The organism is Pseudomonas moraviensis, assembly GCF_900105805.1.
GTDB classification, from domain to species: domain Bacteria; phylum Pseudomonadota; class Gammaproteobacteria; order Pseudomonadales; family Pseudomonadaceae; genus Aquipseudomonas; species Aquipseudomonas moraviensis_A.
In genome coordinates this window covers 964,438-982,347 of record NZ_LT629788.1, presented here as the reverse complement: position 1 = coordinate 982,347, position 17,910 = coordinate 964,438, and the positions used below count along the sequence as shown (strand labels likewise).

The 17,910-nt window shown below is 60.9% G+C and carries 17 protein-coding genes; 9 read left to right on the top strand and 8 right to left on the bottom strand.

The annotated features are described in order from the left end of the window. The first annotated feature begins 81 nt into the window (after positions 1 to 81). Positions 82 to 480: a DUF6124 family protein gene (locus BLU71_RS04760; protein ID WP_065616958.1), complete on the top strand. Its 399-nt coding sequence runs from the start codon at positions 82 to 84 to the stop codon at positions 478 to 480. 104 nt (positions 481 to 584) lie between these two features. Here BLU71_RS04760 and BLU71_RS27235 read toward each other — a convergent pair whose 3' ends face one another. Then, positions 585 to 803, bottom strand: a complete 219-nt coding sequence (locus BLU71_RS27235) for a hypothetical protein (protein ID WP_133247418.1) — start codon at positions 801 to 803, stop codon at positions 585 to 587. A 98-nt stretch (positions 804 to 901) separates the two neighbouring features. Here BLU71_RS27235 and BLU71_RS04755 point away from each other — a divergent pair, with 98 nt between their 5' ends. Then, entirely contained in the window at positions 902 to 2,053 is a 1,152-nt protein-coding gene (locus BLU71_RS04755; RefSeq protein ID WP_065616008.1) for a M14 family metallopeptidase, read from the top strand. A gap of 57 nt (positions 2,054 to 2,110) precedes the next feature. Here BLU71_RS04755 and BLU71_RS04750 read toward each other — a convergent pair whose 3' ends face one another. Both BLU71_RS04750 and BLU71_RS04745 read right to left on the bottom strand, forming a co-directional pair. Then, positions 2,111 to 2,656, bottom strand: a complete 546-nt coding sequence (locus tag BLU71_RS04750) for a cytochrome b (RefSeq protein ID WP_042609182.1) — start codon at positions 2,654 to 2,656, stop codon at positions 2,111 to 2,113. Then, positions 2,653 to 3,759, bottom strand: a complete 1,107-nt coding sequence (locus tag BLU71_RS04745; RefSeq protein ID WP_083352433.1) for a catalase family peroxidase — start codon at positions 3,757 to 3,759, stop codon at positions 2,653 to 2,655. Before BLU71_RS04745 ends, BLU71_RS04750 begins: the two co-directional genes overlap by 4 nt. A gap of 156 nt (positions 3,760 to 3,915) precedes the next feature. Here BLU71_RS04745 and BLU71_RS04740 point away from each other — a divergent pair, with 156 nt between their 5' ends. The 4 genes from BLU71_RS04740 to BLU71_RS04725 all read left to right on the top strand — a co-directional run bounded on the left by BLU71_RS04740 (position 3,916) and on the right by BLU71_RS04725 (position 8,041). Then, the gene (locus tag BLU71_RS04740; RefSeq protein WP_016775320.1) at positions 3,916 to 4,422 is read left to right on the top strand and encodes an RNA polymerase sigma factor; all 507 of its coding nucleotides are present in this window, start codon (positions 3,916 to 3,918) and stop codon (positions 4,420 to 4,422) included. Then, on the top strand, positions 4,419 to 5,174 hold the full coding sequence (locus tag BLU71_RS04735; RefSeq protein ID WP_064363655.1) for an anti-sigma factor family protein: 756 nt from the start codon (positions 4,419 to 4,421) through the stop codon (positions 5,172 to 5,174). Before BLU71_RS04740 ends, BLU71_RS04735 begins: the two co-directional genes overlap by 4 nt. A gap of 208 nt (positions 5,175 to 5,382) precedes the next feature. Then, a complete protein-coding gene (gene zapE, locus BLU71_RS04730; RefSeq protein ID WP_083352432.1) occupies positions 5,383 to 6,513 on the top strand; it encodes a cell division protein ZapE in 1,131 nt (376 codons plus the stop codon). Between the two features lie 214 nt (positions 6,514 to 6,727). Then, positions 6,728 to 8,041, top strand: coding sequence for a leucine-rich repeat-containing protein kinase family protein (locus BLU71_RS04725; RefSeq protein ID WP_083352431.1), 1,314 nt, complete (start codon positions 6,728 to 6,730; stop codon positions 8,039 to 8,041). 126 nt (positions 8,042 to 8,167) lie between these two features. Here BLU71_RS04725 and BLU71_RS04720 read toward each other — a convergent pair whose 3' ends face one another. After that, positions 8,168 to 8,872, bottom strand: coding sequence for a YebC/PmpR family DNA-binding transcriptional regulator (locus tag BLU71_RS04720; protein ID WP_064363658.1), 705 nt, complete (start codon positions 8,870 to 8,872; stop codon positions 8,168 to 8,170). 221 nt (positions 8,873 to 9,093) lie between these two features. Between BLU71_RS04720 and BLU71_RS04715 the strand changes: the two genes are divergently transcribed. Then, on the top strand, positions 9,094 to 10,488 hold the full coding sequence (locus tag BLU71_RS04715; RefSeq protein WP_083352430.1) for a type VI secretion system Vgr family protein: 1,395 nt from the start codon (positions 9,094 to 9,096) through the stop codon (positions 10,486 to 10,488). A 102-nt stretch (positions 10,489 to 10,590) separates the two neighbouring features. Here BLU71_RS04715 and BLU71_RS04710 read toward each other — a convergent pair whose 3' ends face one another. Beyond that, positions 10,591 to 11,451 carry a LysR substrate-binding domain-containing protein gene (locus tag BLU71_RS04710; RefSeq protein WP_065616001.1) on the bottom strand — a complete coding sequence of 287 codons (861 nt, stop codon included), beginning with the start codon at positions 11,449 to 11,451 and terminating at the stop codon, positions 10,591 to 10,593. 111 nt (positions 11,452 to 11,562) lie between these two features. Between BLU71_RS04710 and BLU71_RS04705 the strand changes: the two genes are divergently transcribed. Next, positions 11,563 to 12,693: a 2-aminoethylphosphonate--pyruvate transaminase gene (locus BLU71_RS04705; protein ID WP_083352429.1), complete on the top strand. Its 1,131-nt coding sequence runs from the start codon at positions 11,563 to 11,565 to the stop codon at positions 12,691 to 12,693. 120 nt (positions 12,694 to 12,813) lie between these two features. Continuing rightward, on the top strand, positions 12,814 to 13,641 hold the full coding sequence (gene phnX, locus BLU71_RS04700; protein WP_083352428.1) for a phosphonoacetaldehyde hydrolase: 828 nt from the start codon (positions 12,814 to 12,816) through the stop codon (positions 13,639 to 13,641). A gap of 90 nt (positions 13,642 to 13,731) precedes the next feature. Here phnX and BLU71_RS27230 read toward each other — a convergent pair whose 3' ends face one another. The 3 genes from BLU71_RS27230 to BLU71_RS04680 all read right to left on the bottom strand — a co-directional run bounded on the left by BLU71_RS27230 (position 13,732) and on the right by BLU71_RS04680 (position 17,833). Further along, positions 13,732 to 14,073, bottom strand: a complete 342-nt coding sequence (locus tag BLU71_RS27230) for a hypothetical protein (RefSeq protein ID WP_156889212.1) — start codon at positions 14,071 to 14,073, stop codon at positions 13,732 to 13,734. A gap of 668 nt (positions 14,074 to 14,741) precedes the next feature. Beyond that, positions 14,742 to 15,668, bottom strand: a complete 927-nt coding sequence (locus BLU71_RS04685; RefSeq protein ID WP_042609172.1) for a 1-aminocyclopropane-1-carboxylate deaminase/D-cysteine desulfhydrase — start codon at positions 15,666 to 15,668, stop codon at positions 14,742 to 14,744. A gap of 125 nt (positions 15,669 to 15,793) precedes the next feature. Beyond that, entirely contained in the window at positions 15,794 to 17,833 is a 2,040-nt protein-coding gene (locus BLU71_RS04680) for an NADPH-dependent 2,4-dienoyl-CoA reductase (RefSeq protein WP_083352426.1), read from the bottom strand. Between the last annotated feature and the right edge of the window lie 77 nt (positions 17,834 to 17,910).

Below are 17,910 nucleotides of genomic sequence, written 5' to 3'. Positions count from 1 at the left end.
TATTTAAATTCTGGTCACAAATACAGGCGGTACTATCCTAGGTAAACGGACTTTCAATCGAACATGGAGTGCCTTCTCATGATGAACATCAGCAGCAAAGACCTGCCCGATCTGCAAATCGACACCAGCTTCACTTCGCCCCAAGGCACCGCCGCCGCACAACGCGCGCTGGACTACTACTTGAAACCGGCAATTTCAGAACCTGAGACGGAAGAACGGTTCTTCGATGTCAAAGGCCATCTCAGCGGCGAGGAAGCGCTGGTGCATGCCTCGGACCTGTTGCGATGCGCAGCCGCCACGGCCTTCAAGGCCGCAGAAAACCTGCAGGGCACGAATCGCGACCTGGCCTTCTCGGTGGTGCACATGGTGGATATGGCGCGGGCGATGGTCGATCACTCGATCGACAACGATGAAGTCATAGCAAACAAGGTACGGACGGACAGGAAAGAATTTTCCCATCGCGCAGATAAAAACATTTGACTTGCAAATGATAATGATTATTATTGCAAGCAGCTGGTCGCGAGATCAGTCGATGGACCAGAGACCTTAGGTCGGTCTTCTGGACTATCTCCTCATCAGGCTAATCACGGTTTTTGACCCGGCTTTTTGCCGGGTCTTTTTTTGCCCGTTTTTCGGGCTTGTGTCTTCAGGCTAATGAAGTCTTTGGGTGTTGCAAATTCGATGGCGCGGATAATATCAAAAGAATATTGATTGGCAAGCCGAGCCCGGCCACATTGGCCGAAACTAACGGCAATCAGCACTTGAGAATCAATCGCATAGCCTCTAAGCTGCTGGCGCGTCACGGAGGACGCCCCCCCGCCAGCACCCTGCAATTCCCCTCGGTTTCACCCCAGCCTGCGTGTAAAGTACCGGTCATAAAAATCCTGCTCAGGAAGCGACTATGACCGTGGCCAAATCTTCGTTCGACATCAGCGCCAATTTTGACAGCGGCAACATCCAAGTCATCGACATCAGCAACCCTCTCAATCCGGTTCTGGCGATCCGCCCGGACACCCGCAGCCCTCATTTCCAGTGGTTCCACTTCAAGGCCAGCGGCCTGCACGTTCATCAGGAACACTGGTTTCGCCTGGTCAACGCCAGCCAATCGACCTACAGCAAAGGCTGGCCGGGCTATCAAGCGGTGGCGTCGTATGATCACGTCAACTGGTTCCGCATTCCCACCAGCTTCGAAGGCGACAGCCTGCGCTTCTGCCTCGAAGCCGAACAGACCCACGCCTGGTTCGCCTACTTCGAACCCTACAGCCGCGGCCGCCACGATTGGTTGATCGAGCAGGCGCTGAGCAAGGCTGGCACCGAATTGCTGGCGACCGGCAAAAGCGTCGAAGGCCGCGACATTCAGCTGCTGCGCAAGGGCAGCGGCGCCGAAGGCCAGCGCAAGATCTGGATCATCGCCCAGCAGCATCCGGGCGAACACATGGCTGAATGGTTCATGGAAGGTGTGATCGAGCGTCTGGAACGACAGGACGATCCGGTACTGAACAAACTGCTGGCCGGCGCCGATCTGTATCTGGTGCCGAACATGAACCCGGACGGCGCCTTCCACGGGCACCTGCGCACCAACGCCATGGGTCAGGATTTGAACCGCGCCTGGCAGAACGCCAGTCAGGACATCAGCCCGGAAGTGCTATTCGTTCAGCAGCAGATGGAAAAGTACGGCGTCGATGCGTTTATCGACGTACACGGCGACGAAACCATCCCCCACGTCTTCACCGCGGGCTGCGAAGGCAACCCTGGCTTTACGCCGCGCATCGAAAAGCTGGAAGAGCATTTCCGCAGCCATTTGAAGCACACCACCAAAGACTTCCAGACCACCTACGGCTACACCCGCGACGAACCGGGCCAGGCCAACATGACATTGGCCTGCAACAGTGTCGGACAGAAATATGACTGCCTGTCGCAGACTCTGGAGATGCCGTTCAAGGACCACGACGACCACCCGGACAACATCACCGGCTGGTCGGGCAAGCGTTCGAAGCAATTGGGCAAGGACGTGCTGACCACTCTCGCCGACATGGTCGATATCCTGCGCTGATCCCCGGCGTCAGAAACAAAAGATCGCAGCCCGCCTGCGATCTTTTGCTTTGCCGACTCAGCCGCGATCGCGCCCGTGCAACATGCTGTCGAGCACTTCGTCACGACGCACCCAGCCATGAAACAGCGCCGCCGCCAAGTGCAGCAGCACCGTCAGAAACAGCAGATACGCCAGATAGCCATGGGACTTGCGCAACAGCGCGAACAGTTGCGCATCCGCCGGCACAATCGACGGCAGATGCAGCGACGCTGTGAGCATCACTGGCTCGCCCGATGCACTGATCATCGCCCACCCGAGCAGCGGCAACACCAGCATCAACGCGTACAGCAAGACGTGGGAAGCCCTGGCTGCCAGCACCTGCCAGCCCGGCAGATCATCCGGCAACGGCGGTTGACGTGTGGTGAAGCGCACCACCAGGCGCACAATAACTAGCGCCAGAATCGCGATGCCCAGCGGCTTGTGCAGATGAATCAGCCATTCATGGCGAGACGACACCGAAGTGACCATGCCCGCGCCGATAAACAGCATGGCGATGATCATCAGCGCCATCAGCCAATGGAGCAAACGCGCCAGCAATACGAAATGAGTCGGGTGCTTGCTCATGGGCGAGCCTCCTGTCTGGCGGCGGGCAATTGGCTGACTTCGCTGGTGCGACGCAGGTAGGAATCGGCGTAACCGGCCGAGCGCGCGGCGAGCAATGGGTCTTCCGAGCCTTGAATCCCGGCTGGCAGCACCAGTGGGTCGTAGTTGATATCGCGGCACTCGCCACTCAGCTGCGGCTGGGTTTTCTCCAGCACCAAAGTCCCGGCGTTCAGCACTTTGCGATCTGTGGGCCACGACTTGCTGGCATCGTTGACCGGGTCGTCAGCGTTGGCCAGGGTAATGTTCAGCCGGAAGCGCAAGGGTGCGGCGGCCAGGCGTTGCACCAGATCCTTCTCGAGAAAATCCGCGCCTTCAGGGGCCGTGGCCCCCGCCGCGTCCTGCGCCAGCGGCGTCATGCTCCAGCGCACCGCCTGTTTCTTGCCGTTGCCATCGACCAGATAGAACGCATTGATGCTGTTATAGGTTTCGGTGGCGTAGCTGGCCGAGGGCTTGGCGGTCTTCACCCAAGTCAAGAACGGCACGGCTTCCGGATGTGCGGCGAAGAACGCCGGTACCTTGGTCGGGTCGGGCTTGCCGGTGGCCGGATCCGGCGACTGCGCTTGCTGCAATTGATAGAACGCCTCGGGGGTGCCGATCGGGAACACCGGCATGCTGTTCATGCCGGTGCGCCACTGCTGGCCGTCCGCCTGAGTGAAACGCAGCGCCAGGCTGCGGATCGGCACGGCGCTGTCCGGCGCATAGGGATTGCCGGCGGGCAAGGCAAAGCGCCCGACCACCGGCGTCTGCGGCAGGTTGAACACCTGCGCAGTGGAGTACGCCCGCGCCTCACCGCTGCTCTCGAAATGGCCAATCACGCAGACACCTTTGGCGTGGTTGCGACGAAAACCGGGATGCACGCCGTTGTTCTTTTCCAGCACATCGACCAACGCCTTTGGCGTCAGGCGCTGTGGGTCAAGGTTGCCGTGCACGTAGGCAAACGCCCCGGCCACGGCGGCGACAATCACGGCAATGCCGCCCAGACGGAAAACCAGACTCGCAGCGCTCAGTGGCTGGCGCGGCGGCCTGCCGGGCGGTGCAGCGTTGGGGGATGAGCGATCAACCATGAATATCTCCAGGCCATCGGCCACAAGTGGAAAGAGTCAGCAAGACGCACCCCGTCAGGGTTTATTCCACGGCGCCGTATTTATTTTTGCGCACGGGGAATAACCTGCGCTGACGGGCGTCTTCCTAGTCCACAGCGTAGCGACCAGCAGAAATTCATGAGCGAATTCGACGAACAGTTGAGAGAAATCATTCCCAGATTGCGCCGCTTCGCCGTGTCGTTGACGCGCAACAGCAGCAGCGCTGACGATCTGGTCCAGGCCAGCCTCGAGCGGGCGCTGTCGGCGTGGGGCGAAAAACGCGCCGAAGGCGACTTGCGCGCCTGGCTGTTTGCGATCCTCTATCGGCAATTTCTCGATGCCCACCGTCGCTCGCGGCGCTATGCGCGGATGCTCGAATTTTTCACCGGTCGCGACGATGCCGAGCCGTCGGTGGAACGCACGGTGATCGCCCAATCCACCCTGCAAGCCTTCGAACGCCTGCCCACCGAACAACGCGCCCTGCTGCTGATGGTGTCGGTGGAGGGCCTGTCCTATAAAGAGGTCGCCGAGATCCTCGGCGCCCCGATCGGCACCGTGATGTCGCGCCTGTCCCGCGCCCGCCAGGCCTTGCGCCAACTCAGCGACGGCGAAATCAGCAGCCCTTCCCTGCGGATACTCAAATGATCAGCCTCCCTCCCAATGAGCGTGACTTGCACGCCTACGTCGATCACCAGCTCAGCGACGCCGACCGGCGCATGCTGGAAACATGGCTGGCCAGCCACCCTGAAGAAGCGGCGCAGGTTCGTGCCTGGCAACGCGATGCCCAGCAGTTGCGCGCGGCGCTCAGTGGTGCGTTGCAGCAGCCGAGCAATCCGGCGCTGGATCCGACGATGATTCGCCAGCGTCGCCGCGAGCAGTCACGTGGTCATCTGGCCCGCGCAGCGGTGTTGCTGATTGCCGTGAGTATTGGCGGTTTCAGTGGCTGGCAGGCACGGGAAATGACCCTGGTGCGCCCTGCGCAATTGCCGATGACCGACGCGTTGCAAGCCTACCGCCTGATTGCCCAGCAAGGCGTGCTGCCCGCCGATTACAAGGTCGACAGCGGCGGCGACATGCAGCGTTGGCTCGACCGTTACTTCAGCGGCGCCGGGCGCTTGCCCGATCTCAGGGCGGCCGGGTTCGAGCCGGTCAGCGGGCGCTTGCTCAGCACCGATGAGGGCCCGGCGGCGATGGTGATGTATGAGGATGGCAGCGGCCACAAGGTGAGTTTCTACCTGCGTCCGCCGGGGCCGAAAAACACTCTGCTGCCGCGCGGTTCGCGCAGCGATGGCGATCTGCAGGCCGATTATTGGTCGGGGCCCGGCTACAACTATGCAGTGGTCAGCCCGACGGACTCGCCGGCGGCGCAATTGCTCAAGCAATCACCACCGCTCTGAAATACGCCCATTGTAGGAGCTGACGAGTGCAACGAGGCTGCGATCTGTTGGCGGCAACCCAAGATCAAAAGATCGCAGCCTCGTTGCACTCGTCAGCTCCTACATTCGGAACCGTGCATATTTCATGGAGCCAACGCTGGAGGTCTGGTTACACTTGGACCACCGCGCTCCCGCTGGAGCCGGCCAATCCATCAGGAGCCTGTGCCGCGTGCCCGCAAGAACGCCGAAACGATCACGACTGAGCCAACGCTGGCCGTTGCTGCGCCGCCTGTTCGGCAAAGGCCTGCCCGCCAGCGCCGGGCACGATGCCAATGCCGCGATCATCCGCGATTACTTTCGCGACAAGGCGCACAGTCAGGGCTACACCCTCAGCCGCAGTCAGCAGCACGTCATTGATTGCATGGCGCAACAGGCCAGCGTGCTGTTGGGCGACAGCGGGCTCACACCACCCAGTCTGTATCTGTACGGCGCGGTCGGGCGCGGCAAGAGCTGGCTGCTCGACGGCTTCTTCCAGGCACTGCCGATCACCCGTAAACGCCGCCTGCATTTCCATCAGTTCTTCGCCCGACTGCATGACGGCATGTTCCGTCATCGCCAGCAGGAGGACGCGCTGGAAATCACCCTGGACGAGCTGCTGGAAGATTGTCAGGCGCTGTGTTTCGACGAGTTTCACGTGCATGACATCGGCGATGCGATGCTCATCACGCGCCTGTTCAAGGCGCTGTTCAAACGGCGGATCATGCTGTTGGTCACGTCCAACTATGCGCCGGAGGGCCTGCTGCCCAATCCGCTGTATCACGCACGCTTCAAACCGGTGATCGAGCTGATCAACACGCGCATGCAGGTCATGGAAGTCGGCGGCGCCCACGATTACCGCACGCTCAACCGCCAGCACACGCATCAGGTGTTTACCCAGGGGCATTACGTGTGGCCGGCGACGTCAGAGCAGCGCCATGCCTTGAGCCTGCCGCCAGCCGATGCGCCTGCCATAGCGCTCGAGGTCGGCAAGCGCCAGCTTCAGGCGCGATCATGCGAGGGCCGGCGCGTCGCTTTCACCTTCAATGACCTGTGCGAACAACCGACGGCAGTCATGGATTATCTGCAGCTCTGCCAGCGTTTCGACCAGTGGATCATCGATGACCTGCCACTGCTCGGGGACTGTCCGATCGCCGTGCAACAGCGCTTCATCAATCTGATCGACGTGCTTTACGATCAGGACAAACACCTGACCCTGCTCGGCCAACTGCCGCTGGGCCAGAGCCTGGAAGGCCACGCCATCGACCTGGCGCGCACACGCAGCCGATTGGGGCAATTACAGGAAATCCACGAATCTGACTGACACCCGGCCCCCTGTAGGAGTGAGCCTGCTCGCGATAGCGCTCTTTCAGATGCTGATGATGTGACTGACAACCCGTCTTCGCGAGCAGGCTCACTCCTACAATGACCGTGTGTGATTCCAGCATCCTGCCCCGTTCAACATCCGCTTTACCGCTATCATGTCGCCCATCCTCAGCGCCCCCGCGTCGCTCCACCGATCAATAGCGAAACCAAACATGCATACTCTTGCTCAACTGCGCGCCGGCGAGCTGTCTGGCATTAGCCGCCTCGATCTGTCTTGCGGACTCACCGAATTCCCCCGGGAAATTTTCCAACTGGCCGACACGCTGGAAGTGCTCAACCTCAGCGGCAATGCCTTGAGCACCCTGCCCGACGACCTGCACCGCCTGACACGCCTGCGCGTGCTGTTCTGCTCCGACAACCAGTTCAGCGAACTGCCGGCCTGCCTCGGCCAGTGCGCGGCGCTGACGATGGTCGGCTTCAAGGCCAATCGCATCGTCGATGTCCCCGGTGCCGCCCTGCCGCCGCAGCTGCGCTGGCTGATCCTCACCGATAACCGCATCGCAAGCCTGCCGAGCGAACTCGGTGAACGGCCCGCCCTGCAGAAACTGATGCTCGCCGGCAATCGGCTGCAATCGCTGCCGGAATCCCTGCGTCACTGCCATCGGCTGGAATTGATCCGCATTGCCGCCAACCAACTCGACGAGCTGCCACAGTGGCTGCTGACCTTGCCGAGCCTGACCTGGCTGGCCTACGCCGGCAATCCGCTGGAAACCGAAGCCGATGCCGCTGCCCTTGAGGCCACGCCGCTGATCGACTGGTCGGCGCTGCGCCTTGAGCAACAACTGGGCGAAGGCGCTTCGGGGGTGATTTCCCGGGCGATCTGGCAGCGCGACGATGGCACGACGCAGGCGGTTGCGGTGAAGTTGTACAAAGGCGAGATGACCAGCGACGGCTCACCGTTGCACGAGATGAATGCCTGCATCACCGCAGGCTTGCACCCGAACCTGATCCGCGTCGAAGGGCGCATCAGCGGTCATCCCGATCAGCAGCAGGGATTGGTGATGCAGTTGGTTGATCCGAGCTTCCGCAATCTGGCGGGTTTGCCGAGCCTGGCCTCATGCTCTCGGGACGTCTATGCCGAAGATTGCTGGTTCTCGGCCGACGTGGCCCTGCGCATCGCCAAGGGCATCGCTTCGGCGGCGGAGCATCTGCATCGACAAGGCATCACCCACGGCGACCTCTACGGTCACAACATTCTGTTGAACTCTCAGGGTGATTGTCTGCTGGGGGATTTTGGCGCGGCGTCGTTTCATGCCACCACCGATGATGCGCAGACGCGGGCGTTGCAACGGCTGGAAGTGCGCGCGTTCGGCGTGTTGCTCGGGGAGTTGCTTGCGCGTGTCGACTCGGGGTTGAGTACAGAGCGGCGCTTGGCATTGGAAGCGCTGGAGCGGCGCTGCTGTCAGGCGGATGTCTTGGGACGCCCGGCATTCAGCGAAGTGATAGAACTTCTGCAAGATCACTGACGGAGACGAACACTGTGGCGAGGGAGCTTGCTCGCGCTGGATGGCGAAGCCGTCCCGAAAAAGCGACGACTGCAGCGCAGCCGAGCGGGAGCAAGCTCCCTCGCCACAGGTCAATACAGCAGCAGATCAGCCAGCCAGGCCGACAAACATGTCCTGCACATCATCATGGTTGTCGAGGCCTTCAAGGAACGCTTCGACTTCAGCCATCTGCTCGTCGCTCAACCCGCCGACCGGGTTCTTCGGCTGGTAGCCGAGCTTGGCCGACAGCACAGTGAAGCCTTGTTCCGGCAGGGCTTTCTGCACGGCATCAAGATCAGTCGGGTCGGTGAGGAACAGCGTCGCGCCCTCTTCGCCCGGCTCGAAATCCTGGGCGCCGGCTTCGATCGCGGCCATTTCCGGATCGGCGTCGGGGCTGTCCGGCGCGGCTTCGATCATGCCGACGTGGTTGAACATCCATGCCACCGAACCGGAAGCGCCCAACTGGCCCTTGCGGAACGCCACGCGGATTTCCGCGACGGTGCGGTTGATGTTGTCGGTCACGCATTCAACGATCAGCGGCACCTGATGCGGGGCAAAGCCTTCGTAGGTGACGCGATGGTATTGCACGGTTTCACCCAGCAGACCGGCGCCTTTCTTGATCGCGCGATCGAGGGTTTCTTTTGGCATCGAGGCTTTCTTCGCCTGTTCGACCACCAGACGCAGGTGTGCGTTGGTGGCGGTATCGGCGCCGTTGCGCGCAGCAATGGTGATTTCCTTCACCAGTTTGCCGAAGATTTTTCCTTTGGCGTTGGCTGCCGCTTCTTTGTGTTTAACCTTCCACTGTGCGCCCATTACTCACTCTCTTGATCTGTGGCGCCGAGACATCTATTGGCCGACGCGTGGCGGCAAGTTTATACGGCCTAAAGTCGGCAATCGACCAAAAAAACCGCTGACGGAATCGACATCTTCACCAAAGCGTGTAGGGGAATTCTGAAAAGCGCCTTTGACATGACCATTCAGCCCGACGGTTTCGTACCCTTGATTCCCCGTATCGCCTGACAGGGCTTGCTCGAATGCTCAATGACAAGGAAAGTCCGTTCACCCTTACCCTGACCGACAGTGGATTGCGCCTGCCGGTGGTGCGTTTTCGCGGCGAGGAAGCGCTGAACCAGCCCTACCGTTTCGACATCGAACTGCTCGGCCTGGCCCCGGCCATCGCTCCGGGATCCTTCCTGCACAGGCCAGCCTTTTTGCGGCTGAGTGAACAGCAGGGCTTCCACGGCACAATCTCCAGTGCCAGTTGCGAGCATCGCGGCACGCATCGGGTCGGCTATCGGCTGATTCTGGTGCCGTATCTGCAACAACTGGCGCAAGCGCAGCAACGACGCGTGTTTACCCACCTCAGTGCGCCGCAGATCATTCAACAACTGCTCGAAGAACATGCCCTGCCAGCGCACAGCTACCGCATGGAAATGACCGTGGGCCACTACCCGGCCCGGGCGTTTTGCATTCAGTACGAAGAAACTGATCTGGCGCTGCTGCAACGGCTCTGCGAAGAAGAAGGCATCCACTATCACTTCGAACACGGGCCGGACGGACACGTCGTGGTGTTCGCCGACGACAGCCTGAGCCTGCCGCAGGAACCGGTCGAAATCCCCTTCAATGCCGAAGACCAACCGCCATCGCCCTGCGTAAGCGTTCTCTACCAACAGCATCGTGCGGCACCGGTGCCGATGCTGCATGCGGTGCGCAATCGCGGCCAGCCAGCCTGCAACGGCGAAGCGGCGAACGAAGTTTCCCCGCCGCTGCCGGTGCCAGCGCGCTCACTGGAACGCCTGCACGCCGAACAACGCAGTCGTCGTCATCTGCAGCGACAACGCTGCCAACTGCGCTCCATTCACGGGCGCAGTGATTGCTGCTCTCTGCTCAGTGGCCGTTTGCTGCTCGTCGCAGATCATCCGATCAGTCATTTCAATGAACAGTGGCTGATCAGTGCCGTACGCCACCATGGGCAACACCCGTCGATCCTTGATCCGGCGCCAAACACTCATCGCTATCACAACGACTTTACCGCTCAACCCTGGTCGAACGATTTTCGTCCGCCACTCAAACAGCCGCGTCCGAATGTGGCCGGTTATCACGTGGCGCGGGTGGCGGGTGCACCGGGGCAGCCTGCGCAAGTGGACGAAAACGGCTGTCTCGCCGTGACCTTGTGGCCCGCAGACCATCAGCCCGGCAATGACAGTGCCGCCCTCTGGCTGCCGATCGCCATGAGCCGGCTGAACGGACCCGTCGCCGTCGATGAACTGCCAGGTGCCGGCAGCGAAGTGTGGGTCAGCTTTCTCGACAGCGATCCGGACCGACCGATCCTGTGCCTCGGTCACGCCCGCCAGCCACCGGCCCGGGAGTCAGAGCCCGCGCGTGACAGCCTGCTGCTCGACTGGCTGATCAACCGCGCCGAACACTAGAGCAAAGTCAAAGATCGCGGTCTTCGGCAGCTCCCACATTCATTGCGCCAAGCGCAGCACTCATGTGGGAGCAAGCCTGCTCGCGAAGAAGTCACCTCGGTTTCAGTCGGGCGCCAGATCAAAAAAGGCCTGGATCAAGCGCAACGCGCGTCGTCGCTCCATGCAGCCAAGCAGGTGTCGATTGACCAGCCCTTCCCCGGCAATGGGGATCGCCACCACGCGCGGGTCGTGGCTGACCTCCACCGATGACACCACACCGACACCCAACTGCGCCGCGACCGCTTCGGTCACCGCCTCGCGACTGTCCAATTCCAGCAACACTCGGGGATTGATCGACGCCTGCGCACACGCCTGATCGAAAGTGCGGCGGGTTATCGAACTCGGCTCGCGCAATACCATGATCACCTGATCCAGCTCCTTGAGTTTCACTTCCCCCGCGCGCGCTGCCCATTGATGCGCTGCCGGCACCAGCGCGCAGATCCGTGACTCGCTCAGTGCTTGCAGATGCAGGCCTTTGCGCGGCTCGACCTCGGTCAGCACCGCAACGTCGGCGTGCTCCGACAACAGCGCCGCCAGGGTTTCCTGGGCATTGCCCAGACGCAGGTTCACGGTGATCCCCGGGTAGCGCGCGCGCAGGCTCGCCAACATCGGCATGACCAGGTGCGGCCCGTCCGCCGCCACCTCCAGACGCCCCGTCAGCAGCTGCCGATTGGCTTCGAGCAGTGTCTGCGCTTCTTCTGCCAGGCCAAACATGGCCCGGGTGATCGCTGCCAGTCTGGTGCCCTCCTCGGTCAGCTCCACCCGTCGCGCGGTGCGCCGCAACAAGGTGATCTGGTAGTGCTCCTCCAGCGCCTTGATGTGCCCGGTGACTGCCGGCTGGCTGATGAACAACCGCGCAGCAGCGCGGGTGAAGCTGCCTTCGCGGGCCACTGCATCGAAAGCGCGCAGCTGAAACAGGTTCATGAATAACTCTCACTGATGGCTGGCATAACAACAAACAATTTGATTGATGAAGCGGCGAATTGCAACGTACGCCCCATAACTTCATCCCAGCGTTTTCCCGAGGACACACGAATGAGCACCGCCGCACCGATTCTTCTCACTCCCGGGCCGTTGACCACTTCGGCCCGCACCCGTCAGGCCATGATGGTCGACTGGGGTTCGTGGGATGATCGCTTCAACCAGTTGACCGCCAGCCTCTGCGAGCAATTGCTGGGCATACTCAACGGCGCCGCCAGTCATCATTGCGTGCCGTTACAGGGCAGCGGCACGTTTGCCGTCGAAGCGGCGATCGGCACGCTGGTGCCGCGCGATGGACAAGTACTGGTGCTGATCAACGGCGCCTACGGCAAGCGTCTGGCGAAGATCTGCGAAGTGCTCGGCCGCTCGTTCAGCACCTTCGAAACCGCCGAAGACGAACCGACCACCGCCGCCGACGTCGACCGACTGCTGCGCGCCGACGCCAACATCACTCACGTAGCGCTGATTCACTGCGAAACCAGTACCGGCATTCTCAATCCGCTGGCGGAAATCGCTGAGGTCGTTGTGCGACACGGCAAACGTCTGATCATCGACGCCATGAGTTCCTTCGGCGCGTTGCCCGTGGATGCGCAGAAAGTGCCGTTCGATGCACTGATCGCCGCCTCTGGCAAATGCCTGGAAGGCGTACCGGGGATGGGCTTTGTCATTGCCCGCAAAGAATCTCTGGCCGCCGCCGCTGGCAACTCGCACTCGCTGGCGATGGACCTGTACGACCAGCACGTCTACATGATGAAAACCGGCCAATGGCGCTTCACCCCGCCGACCCACGTGGTCGCCGCGCTGCACGAAGCCTTGTTGCAATACAGCGAAGAAGGCGGCCTGCCGGCGCGGCATGCGCGCTATGCAGCCAACTGCCAGGCGCTGATGGCAGAAATGAACAAAATCGGTTTGCGCAGCTTTCTGCCAGCAGCAATTCAGGCGCCGATCATCGTCACTTTCCATGCGCCGAAGGACCCGCGTTATCGCTTCAAGGACTTCTACGAACGGGTCAAGGCCAAGGGTTACATCCTCTACCCCGGCAAGCTGACCCAGGTCGACACCTTCCGCGTCGGCTGCATCGGCCACGTCACCCCGGACGACATGCGCCAAGCGGTGGCAGCCGTGGCTGAAGTGCTGCGGGAGATGGAAGTGCTCGACATAAATCCCACCACAAATCCCCTGTAGGAGTGAGCCTGCTCGCGATGAGGCCCTGTCAGTCGACGAAGATGTTGAATGATCAACCGCTATCGCGAGCAGGCTCCCTCCTGCATTTGAATCGTATTGCCAAATCAGGAATTGATTGCCATGAACTACACCAATCCAACCAGCCTGCAAGCCGCGATTCTCGACTGGGCCGGCACCGTGGTCGATTTCGGCTCGTTTGCGCCGACGCAGATTTTCGTCGAAGCCTTCGCCGAGTTCGACGTGCGGGTGTCGATCGAAGAAGCCCGCGGGCCAATGGGCATGGGCAAGTGGGACCACATCCGCACCCTGTGCGACCAGCCGCAGGTGGCCGAGCGTTATCGCAAGGTGTTCGGCCGCACGCCGACCGATGACGACGTCACCGCCATCTACAACCGCTTCATGCCGATGCAGATCGAGAAGATCGCCGAGCACTCGGCACTGATTCCCGGCGCGCTGGACACCATCGCCCAACTGCGCGAGCAAGGGATCAGGATCGGTTCCTGCTCCGGCTACCCGAAAGCGGTCATGGATAAAGTCGTCGAACTGGCCGCCAGCAACGGCTATGTCGCCGACCACGTCGTCGCCACCGACGAAGTACCAAACGGTCGCCCATGGCCGGCGCAAGCATTGGCCAACGTGATCGCCCTGGGCATCGACGATGTGGCAGCCTGCGTGAAGATCGACGACACCGTGCCGGGCATTCTCGAAGGTCGCCGGGCCGGCATGTGGACGGTTGCGCTGATTTGCTCGGGCAACGCGCTGGGTCTGGACTACGAGGCTTTCCGCGCGCTGGATAGCGACGAACTGACCAGCGAACGCAAGCGCATTCATGCACTGTTCGAAAGCTCGCGCCCGCATTACATGATCGACACCATCAGTGATTTGCCGCAAGTGATTGCCGACATCAACAAGCGTCTGGCCAATGGTGAGATGCCGCAAAACGCCTGACGCTGAAAAACCAGAACACCGCTGATCAATAACGATCAGCGGTGTTTTTTTTTGCGCGGTCCTGGAATCAGGCGAGTGCCAGGTAATTACTTACGCCGACACCAGATTGCTCTCTGCGTCGTATGCAAGGCCATCGGGATGTTTAACACTACCGTCCGGCAACTGTTCAGTTCCATCTTCCCAGACAATACGGCCATCAGGATATTCAACAGTGTTATCCGGCCAGACGATACGCCCGTCCGGATACTCTACACGGCCGTCCTCATATTGAATGATGCCGTCGGGACGTTTGATGGATGTGTTATCGACATCCACCACGCTACCATCCGATAGTGTGGTGGAACCATCAGCATTGACGGTCGCGCCGATAGTTTGAATCAGCGTTATCAGGGCCACCGGATCAATATTAACATTGATGGTCGGCCATGGCATTGGCGGCCGCTTGTTGTCGACGGGCGTGGTCGGCGCTACTGGCTTGGTTGCCACTGGCTTGGGTGGCGCTACGGGCCTGGTCGGTGCAACCGGTTTAATTGGCGCAGGTTTGGGTGGCGCTACAGGTTTGCTCGGTGCAACCGGTTTGGTTGGCACAGGCTTGCTCGGTGCAACCGGTTTGGTTGGTGCAGGCTTGCCCGGTGCTACCGGTTTGGTTGGCGCAGGTTTGCTCGGTGCCGGTGGTTTGGCTGGCACAACCGGCCTGGTCGGTACGACTGGTTTTGGCGCAGTGGTAGAGGGGCGAGGCTTCGGGGTCGGACTTTTCATATTCATACTCAAATTAAAAAATAGACATTAAATCTTTAACAATCAACTAAAGACTCGACCAGACAATAATCAACCAAAACCAACTATTCAAACCAAAACAAAACACAAGATATAAACAACATAAAGTTACGCCAGATATAAAAACATATAACAGGTTACTTCCAACTAACTGGCAAATTAAAACCGGGTAGCACGCAGTTATCCTGACTGCAAAACATCTCACCTTGCAGGCATAAATATTCCGGCGAATTCACAGTTAACTGAGTAGCGTAAGGACGGTGTTCGATGAGGTGGTGCGCAATAACACCTTGCTGCAAAGAATGCCCAAGCGCGGCTGAGCTTCACGGCGTCGCGGCAATCCCGCGCCGCCCTTGCAGGCCACCGGTGTGGACGAAAATCAGACGAGTACCGGCGGCGAATCCGCCCGACTCGACATGCCGCTTGAGCGCCAGCACGGCCTTGCCGGTGTACAGCGGTTCCAAAGGAATGCCGGTGGCCTGCTCGGTCTGTTCGATGAAGTTCAGCAACGCCTCATCAACCTTGGCGAAGCCGCCACGGCTGGCATCGATCAGCCGATAGTCCGCCGCAGGCCCGTTGGCGTGCGCAAGAATCGATTCGATATTCGGCGCCACGCCGTGATCATCCGGCACCGCCAGCGCGCCATACACTGAGCGCTTGCCTTTCTCGGCGATTGCCAGCCCGGCCAGTGTCGTGCCCGTGCCACAGGCCAGCCACCAGGCGTCGAAATCATTCCATCCCAGCCTTGGCAATTGTTCATCGACCTGCTGCCTGATCGCCGCGCACCCCAAGGCACCGGCCAGTCCGCCACCGCCCTCGGGCACCGCCTGCAACGTTGGATACTGAGTCTGCCAGGGCGTCCAGAATCCCGGCTCGTGCCGGGCGCGGTAGCCGGCGTAACCCAGCCAGTGCAACTGCATGCCGAACGCTTGCAGATCCTCCACCGTCGGCGTGTCCTGCGGGTGCCCACGCAGCAGCCCTACAGTTTTGAATCCCAGCCGCCTGCCCGCCGCCGCCAGCGCGTGCAGGTGATTGGAATGCGCACCGCCGAGGCTGATGATGCCGTCGGCACCGGCGCGCTCGGCGGCTTTGAGGTGTTCGGCGAGTTTGAACCACTTGTTGCCACTGATCAGCGGGTCGATCTGATCGAGGCGCAGGATCGCGACTTCGATGTCGGCGCTTGCCAGCCAGTCCAGATGGAGGGGTTCGAGGGGAGCTTGGGGTAGCCAATTGGCGGGAGGCAGAAGCATGGGCACAGCACAATCTGGAAAAGACGACATATTAGTAGGAGCTGCCGCAGGCTGCGATCTCTTGATCTTGCTTTCGAACACAAGATCAACAGATCGCAGCCTGCGGCAGCTCCTACAAAATGTGTTTACAGCTCAGCGGCCAGGCGCGAACCCTGATTGATCGCCCGCTTGGCATCCAGCTCCGCCGCCACATCCGCGCCACCGATCAAGTGCACATTCTGTCCGGCTTCGACCAGGCCATCGTGCAACTCACGCAACGGATCCTGCCCGGCGCAGATCACGATGTTGTCCACCGCCAGCAATTGCGGCTCGCCGGTTTCGCCGATGCGGATATGCAAGCCCTGGTCATCGATGCTCAGGTACTCAACGCTGTTGAGCATCTGTACCTGTTTGTTCTTCAGACCGGTGCGATGAATCCAGCCAGTGGTTTTGCCCAGACCGTCGCCGACCTTGGTTTTCTTGCGCTGCAACAGGAACACCTCACGGGCCGGCGCATGGGGTGCCGCTTTAATCCCCGCCACACCACCACGGGCTTGCAGTTGCGTGTCGATGCCCCACTCTTTCCAGAACGCCGCGCGATCCAGACTGGTGGCCACGCCTTGATGGACGAGGAATTCCGACACGTCAAAACCGATTCCGCCCGCACCGATCACCGCGACCCGCTTGCCGACCGGCTTGCGCTCGAGGATTACGTCCAGATAACTCAGTACCTTGGGGTTCTCGACACCCGGGATCGCTGGCACGCGCGGGGCAATACCGGTGGCGAGGATGATTTCGTCGTAGCCGCCTTCAACCAGTTTCGTCACGTCGACGCGGGTGTTCAGGCACACCTCGACATTCGTGGTCTGCAACTTGCGCTTGAAATAGCGCAGGGTCTCGAAAAACTCTTCCTTGCCCGGCACGCGCTTGGCGATGTTGAACTGGCCACCGATCTCACTGGCCGAATCGAACAGCGTTACCTGATGACCGCGCTCGGCGGCCACGGTGGCGGCGGACAACCCGGCAGGGCCGGCACCGACCACGGCGATTTTCTTGATCTGCTGCACCGGCAGGTAATTGAGTTCGGTCTCGTGGCAGGCGCGCGGGTTGACCAGGCAACTGGTGAGCTTGCCGCCAAAGGTGTGGTCCAGGCACGCCTGGTTGCAGCCGATGCAGGTGTTGATTTCGTCGGCGCGGCCTTCGGCAGCCTTGTTGACGAACTCCGGGTCGGCGAGGAACGGCCGCGCCATCGAGACCATATCGGCATCGCCTTCGGCAAGAATCTGCTCGGCGATTTCCGGGGTATTGATGCGGTTGGTGGTAATCAGCGGAATGCTCACCGAGCCGCGCAACTTGGCCGTGACTTTGCTGAATGCCGCGCGTGGGACTTTGGTGGCGATGGTCGGAATCCGCGCTTCGTGCCAGCCGATGCCAGTGTTGATGATGGTCGCACCGGCCTGCTCGATGGCTTTGGCCAAGGTGACGATCTCGTCCCAGGTGCTGCCGCCCTCGACCAGATCGAGCATCGACAGACGGAAAATAATGATGAAGTTCGGTCCCACCGCTTCGCGCACACGGCGGACGATTTCCACCGGCAGGCGCATGCGGTTTTCGTAGCTGCCACCCCAGCGGTCGGTGCGGTGGTTGGTGTGGGCGGCGAGGAACTGGTTAATGAAATAACCTTCCGACCCCATTATCTCGACGCCGTCGTATTCGGCGGACTGCGCCAGCACCGAACAGGTGACGAAATCGCTGATCTGCTTCTCGATGCCCTCCTCGTCCAGCTCTTTGGGCTTGAACGGGTTGATCGGCGCCTGGATCGCGCTCGGCGCTACCTGCTTCGGGCTGTAGGCATAACGGCCGGCGTGGAGAATCTGCATGCAGATCTTGCCGCCGGCCTCATGCACAGCGCGGGTGACGATGCGGTGCTTGAGCGCCTCTTCTTCGCTGGTCAGTTTCGCCGCGCCAGAGTACACGCCGCCTTCATCATTCGGGCCGATGCCGCCCGTGACCATCAGGCCGACGCCGCCCCGGGCACGTTCAGCGAAGTACACCGCCATGCGTTCGAAGCCACCCGGTTTTTCTTCCAGGCCAGTGTGCATCGAGCCCATCAGGGTGCGGTTGCGCAGCGTGGTGAATCCCAGGTCCAGCGGGGCCAGCAGATGCGGGTAATGAGCGGCGGTCATCGGTAACTCCACAACGAGCGATCACGGAAAGTTGCGGGAGCTCTGCGTCCCCCGTCAGTCATGTTCGACAGACTAAG

What these genes read in the sequence shown, in the direction of transcription:
- BLU71_RS04760 (WP_065616958.1), top strand. Translation starts at nt 82, where the DNA reads ATGAACATCAGCAGCAAAGACCTGCCCGATCTGCAAATCGACACCAGC.
- BLU71_RS04755 (WP_065616008.1), top strand. Translation starts at nt 902, where the DNA reads ATGACCGTGGCCAAATCTTCGTTCGACATCAGCGCCAATTTTGACAGC.
- BLU71_RS04750 (WP_042609182.1), bottom strand. Translation starts at nt 2,656, where the DNA reads ATGAGCAAGCACCCGACTCATTTCGTATTGCTGGCGCGTTTGCTCCAT.
- BLU71_RS04745 (WP_083352433.1), bottom strand. Translation starts at nt 3,759, where the DNA reads ATGGTTGATCGCTCATCCCCCAACGCTGCACCGCCCGGCAGGCCGCCG.
- BLU71_RS04740 (WP_016775320.1), top strand. Translation starts at nt 3,916, where the DNA reads ATGAGCGAATTCGACGAACAGTTGAGAGAAATCATTCCCAGATTGCGC.
- BLU71_RS04735 (WP_064363655.1), top strand. Translation starts at nt 4,419, where the DNA reads ATGATCAGCCTCCCTCCCAATGAGCGTGACTTGCACGCCTACGTCGAT.
- BLU71_RS04725 (WP_083352431.1), top strand. Translation starts at nt 6,728, where the DNA reads ATGCATACTCTTGCTCAACTGCGCGCCGGCGAGCTGTCTGGCATTAGC.
- BLU71_RS04720 (WP_064363658.1), bottom strand. Translation starts at nt 8,872, where the DNA reads ATGGGCGCACAGTGGAAGGTTAAACACAAAGAAGCGGCAGCCAACGCC.
- BLU71_RS04715 (WP_083352430.1), top strand. Translation starts at nt 9,094, where the DNA reads ATGCTCAATGACAAGGAAAGTCCGTTCACCCTTACCCTGACCGACAGT.
- BLU71_RS04710 (WP_065616001.1), bottom strand. Translation starts at nt 11,451, where the DNA reads ATGAACCTGTTTCAGCTGCGCGCTTTCGATGCAGTGGCCCGCGAAGGC.
- BLU71_RS04705 (WP_083352429.1), top strand. Translation starts at nt 11,563, where the DNA reads ATGAGCACCGCCGCACCGATTCTTCTCACTCCCGGGCCGTTGACCACT.
- phnX (WP_083352428.1), top strand. Translation starts at nt 12,814, where the DNA reads ATGAACTACACCAATCCAACCAGCCTGCAAGCCGCGATTCTCGACTGG.
- BLU71_RS27230 (WP_156889212.1), bottom strand. Translation starts at nt 14,073, where the DNA reads ATGCCATGGCCGACCATCAATGTTAATATTGATCCGGTGGCCCTGATA.
- BLU71_RS04685 (WP_042609172.1), bottom strand. Translation starts at nt 15,668, where the DNA reads ATGCTTCTGCCTCCCGCCAATTGGCTACCCCAAGCTCCCCTCGAACCC.
- BLU71_RS04680 (WP_083352426.1), bottom strand. Translation starts at nt 17,833, where the DNA reads ATGACCGCCGCTCATTACCCGCATCTGCTGGCCCCGCTGGACCTGGGA.